Annotated in this window: 12 protein-coding genes and 1 tRNA gene; 7 read left to right on the top strand and 6 right to left on the bottom strand. The window is 47.8% G+C overall.

Features of this window, described 5'->3' with window-relative positions; all coding sequences use genetic code 11:
* Nucleotides 1-3 precede the first annotated feature (3 nt).
* The 4 genes from flgC to FBQ74_RS12785 form a co-directional block, all read right to left on the bottom strand.
* Nucleotides 4-426 (bottom strand): flagellar basal body rod protein FlgC, encoded by a 423-nt coding sequence (flgC, locus tag FBQ74_RS12770; protein WP_139757032.1) that lies wholly within the window; start codon nucleotides 424-426, stop codon nucleotides 4-6.
* Nucleotides 426-830: a flagellar basal body rod protein FlgB gene (flgB, locus tag FBQ74_RS12775; RefSeq protein WP_139757033.1), complete on the bottom strand. Its 405-nt coding sequence runs from the start codon at nucleotides 828-830 to the stop codon at nucleotides 426-428. The genes flgC and flgB overlap by 1 nt, the downstream gene beginning before the upstream one ends.
* 81 nt (nucleotides 831-911) lie before the next feature.
* Complete coding sequence (locus FBQ74_RS12780) at nucleotides 912-1,745, bottom strand: CheR family methyltransferase (RefSeq protein ID WP_139757034.1); 834 nt, start codon at nucleotides 1,743-1,745, stop codon at nucleotides 912-914.
* Nucleotides 1,746-1,760: 15 nt separating this feature from the next.
* The gene (locus FBQ74_RS12785; RefSeq protein WP_139757035.1) at nucleotides 1,761-2,690 is read right to left on the bottom strand and encodes a chemotaxis protein CheV; all 930 of its coding nucleotides are present in this window, start codon (nucleotides 2,688-2,690) and stop codon (nucleotides 1,761-1,763) included.
* A 172-nt stretch (nucleotides 2,691-2,862) separates the two neighbouring features.
* On the opposite strand from FBQ74_RS12785, the gene flgA reads away from it, so the two are divergent.
* The 3 genes from flgA (at nucleotide 2,863) to flgN (ending at nucleotide 4,448) form a co-directional block, all read left to right on the top strand.
* Entirely contained in the window at nucleotides 2,863-3,576 is a 714-nt protein-coding gene (gene flgA, locus FBQ74_RS12790) for a flagellar basal body P-ring formation chaperone FlgA (RefSeq protein WP_139757036.1), read from the top strand.
* Nucleotides 3,577-3,670: 94 nt separating this feature from the next.
* Nucleotides 3,671-4,009 (top strand): flagellar biosynthesis anti-sigma factor FlgM, encoded by a 339-nt coding sequence (gene flgM / locus FBQ74_RS12795; RefSeq protein WP_139757037.1) that lies wholly within the window; start codon nucleotides 3,671-3,673, stop codon nucleotides 4,007-4,009.
* Nucleotides 4,010-4,019: 10 nt separating this feature from the next.
* Nucleotides 4,020-4,448 carry a flagellar export chaperone FlgN gene (gene flgN / locus FBQ74_RS12800; protein WP_139757038.1) on the top strand — a complete coding sequence of 143 codons (429 nt, stop codon included), beginning with the start codon at nucleotides 4,020-4,022 and terminating at the stop codon, nucleotides 4,446-4,448.
* An 11-nt stretch (nucleotides 4,449-4,459) separates the two neighbouring features.
* On the opposite strand, the gene FBQ74_RS12805 is transcribed toward flgN, so the two are convergent.
* Nucleotides 4,460-4,927 carry an LPP20 family lipoprotein gene (locus FBQ74_RS12805; protein ID WP_139757039.1) on the bottom strand — a complete coding sequence of 156 codons (468 nt, stop codon included), beginning with the start codon at nucleotides 4,925-4,927 and terminating at the stop codon, nucleotides 4,460-4,462.
* Nucleotides 4,928-5,124: 197 nt separating this feature from the next.
* On the opposite strand from FBQ74_RS12805, the gene FBQ74_RS12810 reads away from it, so the two are divergent.
* The 4 genes from FBQ74_RS12810 to smrA all read left to right on the top strand — a co-directional run bounded on the left by FBQ74_RS12810 (nucleotide 5,125) and on the right by smrA (nucleotide 8,622).
* Complete coding sequence (locus tag FBQ74_RS12810) at nucleotides 5,125-6,327, top strand: flagellar assembly protein T N-terminal domain-containing protein (RefSeq protein ID WP_168190663.1); 1,203 nt, start codon at nucleotides 5,125-5,127, stop codon at nucleotides 6,325-6,327.
* A 40-nt stretch (nucleotides 6,328-6,367) separates the two neighbouring features.
* A tRNA-Arg gene (locus tag FBQ74_RS12815) sits at nucleotides 6,368-6,443 on the top strand.
* 212 nt (nucleotides 6,444-6,655) lie between these two features.
* Nucleotides 6,656-7,894, top strand: a complete 1,239-nt coding sequence (locus tag FBQ74_RS12820; RefSeq protein WP_232371914.1) for a hypothetical protein — start codon at nucleotides 6,656-6,658, stop codon at nucleotides 7,892-7,894.
* 146 nt (nucleotides 7,895-8,040) lie between these two features.
* Nucleotides 8,041-8,622, top strand: coding sequence for a DNA endonuclease SmrA (smrA, locus tag FBQ74_RS12825; protein WP_139757041.1), 582 nt, complete (start codon nucleotides 8,041-8,043; stop codon nucleotides 8,620-8,622).
* A gap of 337 nt (nucleotides 8,623-8,959) precedes the next feature.
* On the opposite strand, the gene purL is transcribed toward smrA, so the two are convergent.
* Entirely contained in the window at nucleotides 8,960-12,856 is a 3,897-nt protein-coding gene (purL, locus tag FBQ74_RS12830; protein WP_139757042.1) for a phosphoribosylformylglycinamidine synthase, read from the bottom strand.
* Nucleotides 12,857-12,874 lie beyond the last annotated feature (18 nt).

Raw genomic sequence — 12,874 nt, forward strand, 5'->3', positions numbered from 1 at the left:
AACCTACTGGCCCTGACCTAGCTGCAACACCCGGCGGAACAAACGCTTGGTGGTATCAGCTACCTGAACATTGGTTTCATAGCCTTTAGAGGCAGAAAGCATATTGGCCATCTCTTCAACCACATTCACGTTTGGCTTGTAGATGTAACCATCTTTATCTGCCAGAGGATTATTGGGCGCATACTCAACATTGAGTGGTGCATCGCTTTCTACAATTCCTTTAACTTGTACACCGGCCCCCTTGTTTTGATGGTCGGTGGCGCGTTGTAACTCTGCGGCAAACACCGGGTGACGCGCTTTGTAGGTTTCACCGTAGCTACTGCTTACTGTGTTTGCATTGGCAATATTGCTGGCGGTGGTGTTGAGTCTGACGTTCTCCGCTTCCATTCCGGTACTGGAGATGTTCATTACATTAAATAAGCCCATTAGCCATTTCCTCCGCTCAGCGCTTTTTTCATGCCTTTCAATTTACCATCAAGAAATTGTAATGAGGCCTGGTAGCGCATGCCGTTCTCAAGAAAAGCATTACGCTCTGCCTGAACTTCCACAGTATTGCCGTCACCGGTATCAGGTTGATTGGGAACCCGGTACTGTAACTCAAACTGGCTGGCTGTCATTTTTCCGGCGAAGTGTTTATCACTGGTTCGGGTCATGCTGCCCTGTTGATGTTCACGGGCAGAAGACATCGCTTTATTAAAGTCGATATCTCTGGCCTTATAGCCAGGGGTATTTGCGTTAGCCAGGTTTCCGGCGATGACTTCCATACGATCTTCACGTATGTTCACAGCGCGCTGGTGAAAGCCGACAAGTTTATCCAGATTTATTGCCATAAATGACACTCCTCATTTGCACAGAGGGTAGTGCAAATGAAGTGCCAAATATTTTTTGACACTTTAAATTAGCGCTGGAAATTAACCTTTGCGTTGATAATAGAGGCCTGGCTGGCAACGCTGCATGGTGAAATGCTCACCGGCATTGCCGATAGATTCAGAGGCGCCGAGGAAAAGCATGCCGCTGGGCTGCAACTGGGCGGCAATTTGTTGCAGTATTTGTTGTTTAACGGCAGGTGCGAAGTAAATCAATACGTTACGACAAAAGACGATGTCGAAGCGCCCTAGCCCGGCATAGGAATGCAACAGGTTGAGTGACCGAAAGGACACCATATTTCGCACATCCTGATTAATCTGCATCATGCCACTGACATGCGAGCTGAAAAAGCGTTGCCGGCGGTCTGCAGACAGACCCCGCGCCAAAGACAATTCGTCATACATACCAGCCTGACATTTCGTCAGCATCGATGAAGATAAATCTGTTGCCACAATTTCGGCGCCATAGGGCAAGGCGCCGGGTTTTTGTCGTTGATACTCGAGCACCGTCATGGCAATCGAATAGGGTTCCTGTCCTGACGAACAGGCGGCACTCCATATTCTGATACGCCGATTAGCAGATTTCAGCTGAGGCAATATATGAGACTTTAATAATTCAAAAGGATAAGTGTCGCGAAACCAGAGTGTTTCGTTTGTTGTCATTGCATCGATAACATCCTGCAACAACAAACGGTCACGGTTATCCAGTACAGCCCGAATAACATCGTCAAGCTGCTCAAAAGGGTATTTGTAAAGTAGCGGTGAGAGGCGGCTACGAACCAGGTACTGCTTATTTTCTCCTAGTACGATGCCACACTGCTTTTCGAGAAATTCGCTGAATTGCTGATAGCATTTCAGCGATACCTCTTTATTTTTCAAGCGAACGTCGCTCCATCATTTGTCGGTATTAACCAGCCATTTCTGGACGGCAGTAGCCAATTCGTCCGGATGAAACTTTGCGATAAAGTCATCCGCACCTACCTTTTTAACCATTGCCTGATTGAATACGCCGCTTAAAGACGTATGGAGCACTACATGCAAATTCTGTAATTCCGGATCGTTTTTAATCTCTGCGGTCAGCGTATAGCCATCCATTTCGGGCATTTCGATGTCGGACACTAACACACCCACCTTGTCGGTAACATCACCGGTTTCTGCAGCAATTTCTTTGAGCCGACGCAGCGCTTCCAGACCATTTTTTGCAACTTCAATCTCAAGACCGAGTGTGGTCAGTGCTTTTTTCACCTGACTACGGGCAACGGAAGAGTCATCGGCAATAAAAATGATTTTGTTCTCACTGCCTTCGGTAGTGAGTGTTTTAGCGACATCTTCACTAACATCGGTGCCCAGTGGCGAAATTTCGTTCAGAATTTTTTCAACGTCGAGAATTTCAATTAACTCATTCTCTACTTCAGTTACGGCCGTTAAATAACTGGCGCGCCCCGTACCTTTTGGCGGTGGCATAATGGCGTCCCAGTTTGTGTTGATAATGCGCTCTACCGCACCCACCAAAAAGCCCTGAACTGAGCGATTGTATTCAGCAATGACAATAAAAGCATTGTCGAGATTCTCTATACGTTTGCCCCCGGTCGCCATACTCAGATCGATAACTGAAATAGTCTGACCGCGGATATGCGCAACACCTCTGACTAATGAGTTCAGTTTAGGCATTGATGTTAACGGCGGGCACTGCAGAACTTCCCTCACCTTAAAAACGTTAATTCCAAAACGTTGGCGACCGTTAAGCCGAAACAACAATAACTCCAGACGATTTTGACCCACCAACTGGGTTCGCTGATTAACGGAGTCGAGAATACCTGACATACATCACCTCTAAAATAAATCGGGCACGATCATTGCGTTTAAGATTGCCACAACAAACAGAACATTAAAATCGCCAAAAAAGTGACACCGTAAAGGGTCTGTACCGACGACCGTTGCTTTTAATCATAGACAAATTAGTCTGGAACGAATACGAAAAAGTGAACATCCCGTTATGATTATTGAAAAAGCCAGTAAAATTGCGTTGTTATCTATTGGGCTGGTTTTAAGCATGGCGGCAGAAGCCTCATCCCAGTCAAAAGATAGCAGTAATCATGCCCAAATCCAGCAAGGTGTTAAAACTTATCTTGAATCTCAGCTGGCAGCGTCAACTAATGCGCAAAATATAAACATCGCTGTGTCAGACATCGACAAACGAATTAGTGTGCCCGCTTGCGCTCAAGGTTTTGAGTATTTCGCCGATGAACAAAGCCTGTCGCAGTCTTATGTATCAGTACGTGTTAGTTGTAACAACAATGAGTGGTATTTGTTCGCCAATGCTAAGGTACAAAAGACCCAGCCGGTGGTGGTCACTGCAGGCATGCTGAGTCCGGGGACGGTATTAAGCGCAGCAAACCTGACGGTGACGCAAATAGAAACAAACCGTTTGCGTCACACCGCGTATCAGCAGGTTAACGACCTTGTCGGCGCGCGGATGAAGCACAGAGTGCGGCAGGGACAACCTGTGCAATCAAATATGTTATGCTTTATATGTGAAGGTGATCGCATTACAATTAGCGCTGAGGTAGGTGGTATGCAGGTGAAAACCTCGGGTATCGCTAAGCAGGACGGCGTGATTGGTGACACTATTTCAGTGGTTAATGCCAGTTCTCAGAAGACGGTTGTCGCCGAGGTGGCAAGTACTGAGAAAGTCGTGGTTCGCTTGTAGTTGCATTGGTTGAAATCAACGAAAATAATGCTAAAGAACCTGTCGGCGCTGCCGATAACACAAGTGAGGTGTTTGTAGGTAGTGGAAAATAATTATGGCTATTAATAATGTAAATAATAACGGGGTTCCAAAAACGCCGTTAGACAATTCAAAAGTTTCTCAGCAGCAGTCGCAAAACCAGACTGCTGTGCAGCAGGAAGCAGCAGCGAAATCTCAGGCAGGCAAAGCGCCACGCCAGGATTCTGTATCGCTGACTCAGTCTGCTCAACAGCTGTCTCAGGTTCAGAAAAAAAGTACTGAGGCCCCTGTTGATCAGGAAAAAGTGGATAAGCTGAAAAAGGCAATTGAGACCGGTGAATACCGCGTTGATCCAGAATCTCTGGCGCGTAAAATCGCTCGTCTTGAAGCGCAGGTTTTCGGGATAAAGTCTTAAGGTAACTATTATGCAGTCATTGCTATCAATGTTGGATTCGCAAATTGCCCATCTGGAAAATTTAGCAGTCCTGCTGGATAAGGAACTGCATTTAATAAGTTCACGAAACGCTGAAGAACTGATGACGTTGCTCAAAGAAAAAGAGGAAACTCTCGAGAGCATTCAGGCGATTGACAGTGAAATACACCGCCACTACCAATCACAGCTGTCAGCCGAGAATCGTTCTGAGGATGTTCAGGCACGCCTTGACCAGGCACAAAAATGTCTGGAGCAGTGTCAGTATCAGACGCAAATCAATCAAACTGCCGTTGAACAGGGTCAGCTTCGTCTGACCCATCTGCGTAATCTTATGTTAGAAGTTCGGGCCAAAGAATCGCTGACTTACGATAAGAAAGGTAAGCCTTCTGGCGGTAAGCTGGGTTCGGGTGTCAGCGCCTGATTGCGCTTTTTCTAATAATAGGTGACATCTTTGATACGCTGCGGCTTCGCTGTCGACAGGTATAAATCGTAAACGCGCTGCATATCTAACTCCAGTTCAGTAACGTAGGTATCTTCACCAACGGGATAAGCCTTAACCACCCGGGCTCCACGAATAACCCCTTCTACCGAGCTTTTTAGCTGGCTATCTGTCATCACCATGTTTGCTACCGTCTGCTCACCGTCAATTTGCTGACCATAAACCTGCTCGGTTAGCTCTCTGTAAGCATCAAGCTTTGATGCTTTCATAGCCATCATCGTTCTTTGCGCATCGGAATTCCCCTGTTGAGATGTAACAGGCGCATAGCCAACCGCTGTAAGCTTTGGATAGCTTTCTGGTTCAACCGTTTCCCATTCTACATGTTTGTTGAACATGGACGTGCAACCTGGCAACGTAAGACAAAGTGCTAATGCTGCAGAACTTACCAGAGACTTTTTCATACAATACCTGACCATAAAAACAGATGACAATAACCTGACGGCGACGTGCTCAATACAGGCATTTTTGATAGTAAAGGCAAGTATTGTGCCTGTTACTCTATGCGCAAGGATCTTCGATTAAACTTTTGGAATAAAACCTGCTACATGATGTTCATTCTTCGAGTTCTACGCATGATATGACGGTTTTCAGGCAGTCTATGACATCACTAACTTCTATACATAACGCATTGTTTAATACACGGCCCGGGGTTTATAAGAAGGCAATTATTGCCCTGGTCAGTATTGTCATGCTGGTTCCATGGCAGGTTTCTGCCGCTTGGTTTGAGGCGCAGGGACAAGCGCTTGTAGTGAACGGCGATAAAGAAGACGCTAAAAAGAAAGCAACTCAGGAGGCACTGCGCCAGGCTATGTTATTTGCAGGCGCTTCTGTGCAAAGCGTGCAGACCCTGGCTAACGGCCTGTTGAAAAAAGAACAGCTAACTGTAACTGCGAATGCCGAAGTCCAGAATGTAGAGCTTATTGATGAGATTTGGGAGCGGGATATCGTTACGGTCCGTATCCGCGCTGACATTTTTCCCAAGCCAGCTTCATGTGAGGCAGCAGGCTTTCTGAAGACCATTGCCACCACCGAATTTCTTATCTCAACACCCAGCCAGGCTCAGGATGGTCAGATTCAGGAGCTGTCATCCGTCATCCCGCTAAAATTGCAGGCGTCACTGACTCAACAGACGAACGCTGCCACAATTGCCCGCATTACTGACTACCCCATCGACTGGCGCAGACAAGATTTGCGTCGACAAGCGCCTACGCTGGCCAGACAATCCCGCACGCAATATATTATTGCTGCGACCATTACGGATCTCAGTCTGAACCGTGAACCGGCCTCGATGCTTTCTTTTTGGAAAGGCGATCGGGCTACACGGCACTTTAGCCTGGATATTTCACTGATTGATGGCGTGCATGGTGGTGTACTTATGCAAAAGCAATATGGAACACGCGCCCCGTGGCGGTTTGATCAATTTGAAGATGTAGATGCCAGTGGTGCACCGTTCTGGCAATCTGCGTACGGCGAAGCGGTTGCCAGAACACTTGAACAGGTAAGTAGTGATGTGGCCGCTAAACTCGCCTGTCAGCCCGCCACCGGGAGAGTCATCCAGGTGGCTGGTAATACACTCGAAGTGTCACTGGGACGTTCTCATGGCATACAGGTAGGAGATGAATTATTCCTGTATCAGACCAAACAGGTCAGTAACCCGTTCAATGATAATTTCATCCAGTACAACCTTTATCCTGAAAGGGTAACTGTAACAGCAGCCTACGCCGACTCAGCAACGGTGAAGGTAGCAAATGATGGTATTTTGATGAATATTCAGCCAAATGACTTTGTTGCGAAACGCTAAGGGTTCAACTTGATAGCCGAATGGTTATAATGCCCCCTTCGTCCCCATAGTTTAACCGGATAAAACAAGAGCCTCCTAAGCTTTAGATCTGCGTTCGAGTCGCGGTGGGGACGCCATGGCACATTGTTATTCTTTTCTAATTAATTTATATTACTTTCTGTTGTTAGCCAGCAATAAAAATACTAATTAAGGATGGCTTTTCACAGGATGTGACGACTTGCTCTTGCGCAGTCAACGCTCGCGTATGCTTCCTTAGCTTAGTTATGTATGGCGGGCACGTGAAGCGCTGATTAATTTCAGTGTAAATCCATTGTAGCAAGAGAAAAAAATGAATAAAAAAACACTCCTTTCGCTTTCTATCGCGACCACACTATTGTCTGGGTGCGGCTCAACACCGCCTACACCAGAAGAAAAAGCAATGATGAACAAAATGCAGCAGGCACTCCTGGGTGAAGTGCAGCAGCTAGGCGGCACTCACGCCTTGCTTGGTCAACAGGCGCCTCAGCAACAAACTCCACAAGCGGCTCCAGAGCCAACTATTAGTGAAGCTGAGCTGTTAGCGAAAAAAGCAAATATTGATTCCACTGGTGGACCGGCTATCTTTTTTCGGAAGAAAGATGGCATCTCAATTAATGGTGAGATATACAACGACTACGAAGGTACCGTTGCAAATTTCGGTGGCAATAAGCTAACCGGTGAGTTTACTTATGCTGTCAGAAATTTTGATGGCTCATTCAACCTCAAATATCACAGAGCAAACTCGACCTCCGCACCGGTGAAGATTGCGACTGTTTATAAAAATGGGGCGGTCTTTAAGGTGCGTACCGTGACCAACCGAACCTTCACAGGTAACTCTGTCATTCCTACCTCAGATGGATTTATCGTAGGCCGCAGCGGTTCAGCCTTTCGCTATGTTATCGGAAATGAAAAGCCTAGCGACATAAACTTGTTAAACGGCTACCATATCGCAAAATATCAAAATGGTGATGCTGCCTCCACAGGATATATTTTGTTAGAGAAAGATCCTCGTGATCAAAACGATGACGTGGGTGGCCTGATGGATTCATTCACAAATCTGGGTAATACGCTCGGCCTGAACAAAGTCGACCATTACGTGCTTGTGAACCTCGATAAAGCAACACCGGTTCCCCTTGACGTTAACATTAAGGGTAAGAATATTGCTGAGCACTCCAACTGTCAGCGCCAGAATGCGGCTATTAATAAGTGTGAGAATGTTGAGTTTAAAGAGTCACTTTACACAAAGCTCGGCTTACCTAATAACAGTCATTATTATTGGTCTATCAGTTGGGTAAATACCCCCGAAGGTCCGCTGGCTTTTTATCGCACATCAACAAAAGTAAAAGTGGTAGATATAAACAACCAACAGGTTCATACGTTGTTTTCACGCACACTAGGTGTAAATCAGTTTACGCTGACCGAGCACCTTGATGGAAAAATTTCAATTAAAGCAAAGTTGGGGTTCAGTAGCGACGAAATAGATGACGTAGCTGATTTCATCAAAAACAACACCACCGATATCGAGCCAATTCAAAAGCTTGGCGCTTAATACTTAAGCGCCTCTTGCGGGCGCTAGTTATTGTACGAGTTTGTAATCTCGCCGCCGTCCCATATATAACAACCTGAAAGCGTGATGAACTGTGCAAAACAATGTCACGTAATCACTTTACAGGTCGTTTTGGGCGAGAGGTATGTATGCATGAGTACGACGAAGAATTAAATGCATTTCTGGAAGAGATGGACGGTGTCAGGCCAATAGCTCCTGACGATAAAGTTCATCATCATTCACCCGAACAGCAAATCAGGGAAAAGCAGGCTCGCGCTCGCCGCCATGCCTCGCAATCACCGGAGCTAAATCCCTTAAGTATGGACGGCGTTAAATCTGTTCATCCTGACGACTTTCTTAGTTATCAGCAGCCCGGTATTCAAGACGGTGTGTTTAAAAACCTGCGCATGGGAAAGTACCCTGTTGAATATCGTCTGAACCTTAAAGGTATGCCCTTAAAAGCATGCCGCGAAGCTTTTTATGACGAAATCGTAAAATGTCATGCCAGGGGAACACGTGCTTTGCTAATACAGCACGGCAGAGGCGAAAACAGTAAGCCCTTCCCAGCGCTCAAGAAAAGTTATGTGAAGCATTGGCTCGATGAACTGGAAGAAGTCATTGCGTACCATACCGCGCAGCGTCAGCATGGTGGTACAGCGGCGACTTATGTATTACTGAAAAAGCATCCGGACCAAAAATTGATAAACAGGGAAAAAAACAGGAAAGGGTAATTTCATCGTACGCCGGTTGCCCGGCGTACGACAGAAATATTATCGGCCTGATTGTACTTCGCAGGCACTGATAGCGCTATTGGCACTGGCAGAGGAACTGAAAACTGCTGTGACTATCATGAAGATCACTGCTACAGCTACCCCTGTTAAGCCAAATCCTCGTGATGAACGATTCATAGTCGTCTCTTGTTCTTACAACAATCACCTTTCGATGATTAAATTAATTTATAATCCTTTTTACTTTTGCCACCCTGGCAACAGTCACTTTAATGGACTGATTAAAAAATGACAAGGTAACAACTCAATAAATCGACACCTTGCCATGTTTTTTTGACAGTTAACCGACAAATACACGCGCGTTTCTGAACATTCGCATCCACGCGCCATCTTCCTGCCAGTCTTCCGGGTACCATGAATTCGCCACCGTCCTGAACACGCGCTCCGGATGCGGCATCATAATAGTACAGCGGCCATCCTGTGACGTTAATCCGGTAATCCCTTCCGGTGAGCCGTTCGGGTTGGCCGGATAACGCTCTGTGACTTTTCCGTAGTTATCTACGTACTGCATAGCCACCTGCTGGCTACTACGAAGCTGACTGACACCATCGGCTGCCACAAATTCTGCCCGCCCCTCACCATGTGACACGGCGATAGGCATCATTGAGCCAGCCATTCCTTTAAGCAGTACAGAGGGAGAATCATTCACCTGCACCATGGCCACCCTGGCTTCGAATCGCTCCGAACGGTTAGTTACAAAGTGTGGCCAGTGCTCAGTACCCGGAATGAGTGATTTCAGGTTAGACAGCATCTGACAACCGTTACACACGCCCAGACTGAACGTTTCCTGACGTGCAAAAAACTCTGCAAACTCGGCTTTAGCGTGTTCGTTGAACAGAATTGATTTGGCCCATCCTTCCCCGGCACCCAGCACATCACCATAAGAAAAGCCGCCGCATGCCGCCAGGCCGCTGAATTCCTTGAGGCTTTGGCGTCCGGAGAGGATATCGCTCATATGAACATCAATTGCAGCAAAACCTGCACGGGTGAAGGCTGCCGCCATTTCATTGTGAGAATTGACACCCTGCTCTCTCAAGATCGCAACTTTCGGTCTTACGCCGGTAGCAATCATGGGCGCAGCAACATCATCAGTAGTTTTAAATGACAAACTGGCGTGCAGACCCGGATCGGCTGCGTCCTGCTTAGCGTTAAACTCCTGCTCTGCACACTCTGGATTGTCACGAAGACGCTGCATGTGGCGGGTTGTCTGTGCCCACTGCGTGCGCAGACTAACCCGGCTATCAGAAAATACCGGTGCATTGCCTTTTTCGATATTGATTTGATCGTGTGAGTTGAGTGTGCCGATATCGTGGCTCACATCTGTCAGACCGAATTCGTCCAGAACTGTATTCACAGCGTCTGCATCGGAGGCTCTAATCTGAACCACTGCACCAAGCTCTTCACTGAACAGCACTGACAGCTCATCATTGCCGAGTCCGTCAATCTTGATATCGACGCCGGTTTTCCCGGCAAACGCCATTTCTGTAATAGTAGTAAACAAGCCACCATCTGAACGGTCGTGGTATGCCAGTAGCAGGCCCTTTTCAATCAGCGCCTGAATTGCGTTAAAAAAGCCTTTAAGAAGTGCCGGGCTATCCACATCAGCCGGCTGGTCACCCAGCTGACTATAAACCTGGGCCAGCGAAGAAGCACCAAGCCGGTTCTGACCATTCCCCAGATCAATAAGAAGTAAACGAGACTCGCCTTTATCTGTGCGAAGTTGCGGAGTCAGTGTCTTACGAATATCTTTAACAGCCCCGAAAGCAGAGATAACCAGAGACAGCGGTGAGGTCACTGACTTATCAGCGCCTGTATCATCCTGCCAGGCTGTTTTCATCGACATGGAGTCTTTGCCTACAGGGATTGTCAGCCCAAGTTCCGGACATAACTCTTCACCCACTGCTTTCACAGCTTCATATAAGCCGGCGTCTTCACCAGGATGTCCCGCTGCTGCCATCCAGTTTGCAGACAGCTTGATCCGTTTAAGATCACCGATATTGGCAGCTGCGATATTAGTTAACGCCTCGCCCACTGCAAGACGGGCCGAGGCGCCATGTGATAACAATGCAACCGGTGTACGCTCACCCATCGCCATTGCTTCGCCATGGTATGTGTCATAGGCGGTGGCGGTTACCGCAACATCTGCTACAGGTACCTGCCACGGGCCAACCATCTGGTCCCGATGAACCAAACCGGTTACGGAACGATCACCAATGGTAATCAGAAATGTCTTTTCCGCTACGGCTGGAAGCTGAAGAATACGGGTAACCGCATCACTAACCGTCATCTCAGCTTTTTCGATGTCTTTTGTGTCAGCGGTAGCCGACTGCACATCACGGTGCATTTTTGGCGGCTTGCCTAACAATACGTCAAGTGGCATATCGATGGGCTTGTTGTCGAACTGCGCATCATTGAGGTTCAGATGCTGTGCCTCAGTGGCTTCCCCCACCACCGCATACGGTGCCCGCTCGCGCTTACAGATAGCGTCAAAACGTTCAAGGTTTTCCGGAGCGACTGACAGCACGTAGCGTTCCTGCGATTCGTTACACCAAATCTCGAGCGGCGACATGCCCGGCTCATCGGTCAGCACATTGCGAAGTTCAAAATCACCACCCCGCCCGGCGTCGTTGACCAGTTCTGGCAGTGCATTGGACAATCCACCCGCACCTACATCGTGAATAAACTGAATAGGGTTATCGTCGCCCAGTTGCCAGCACGCATCAATCACTTCCTGACAACGGCGCTCCATCTCCGGGTTATCGCGCTGCACTGAGGCAAAATCGAGATCTTCATTAGACTGGCCCGATGCCATTGACGAAGCAGCACCGCCGCCCAAACCAATGTTCATCGCAGGTCCGCCAAGAACAATCAGTTTGGCACCTACAGTGATTTCGCCTTTTTCAATGTGATCATGACGAATGTTGCCCAACCCGCCTGCCAGCATAATAGGCTTATGATACCCACGCACTTCGGTGCCGTTGAAACTGGTAACTTCCTGCTCATAAGTTCTGAAATAACCCAGCAGATTAGGACGGCCGAATTCATTATTAAATGCCGCGCCGCCTAAAGGCCCGTCTATCATGATATCCAGAGCGCTAACGATACGCCCGGGTTTGCCGTACTCACGTTCCCACGGTTGCACTGCATCAGGAATACGCAGGTTCGACACACTGAAGCCCACCAGGCCAGCTTTGGGCTTAGATCCGCGTCCGGTTGCACCCTCATCGCGAATCTCACCGCCAGACCCTGTTGCAGCTCCCGGGAAGGGCGATATTGCTGTTGGGTGGTTATGGGTTTCCACTTTCATCAGAATGGCAATATCTTCATGAGAGTATTCGTACTGATGAGTCTGCGGATTCGGGAAAAAACGCCCGGCTGGCCAGCCCTGCATAACAGCAGCATTATCTTTATATGCTGAGTGAACATGCTCCGGACAAAGCTCATACGTATTTTTAATCATCTTGAACAGGGACTTTTCCTGTTCCTGCCCGTCAATTGTCCAGCTTGCGTTAAAGATTTTATGGCGACAGTGTTCCGAGTTTGCCTGAGCAAACATGTAGAGTTCAACATCGTTCGGGTTGCGTCCAAGCCGGGTAAAGCTTTCAAACAGATAGTCGATTTCATCCCCGGCCAGTGCCAGCCCCAATCGCTGATTGGCGGCGTCCAGTGCATCTTTGCCCTGCCCCAGAATATCGACTGATTCAAAAGAGTTGCCACTAGCATATTCAAACAGCACATGCGCATCATCAAGATCGTAGCAGACATATTCGGTCATACGATCATGCAATTGCGCAGCGATATCATCGCGCGCAGATGTACTTAGCTCACCGTCATGCTCAATATAATAAGCACAACCGCGTTCAATTCGTTCAATGGCATTAAGACCGCAATTATGGGCGATGTCTGTTGCTTTTGATGACCAGGGAGAAATTGTGCCGGGGCGGGGGGTGACGAAGAAAAGTGTGCCGTTTGCAGAAGACGAGGCGTTTTTGGGTCCGTAAGTGAGTAGCTTATCCAGAACAACCTGTTCGGTATCACTTAACGCAGTTTTGGTTTTCACCAGATGGATAAACTGCGCATTGACCTGGTTAATCGTAATGCCGGATTGACCCAGCCGTTCAATAAGTTTAGTTTGTCTAAATTCAGACAGTGCGGGAGCGCCTCGAAGGACCAACATATCGCTTTACCTGATTGT

It is taken from the genome of Salinimonas iocasae (assembly GCF_006228385.1).
Taxonomy (GTDB): Bacteria; Pseudomonadota; Gammaproteobacteria; order Enterobacterales; family Alteromonadaceae; genus Alteromonas; species Alteromonas iocasae.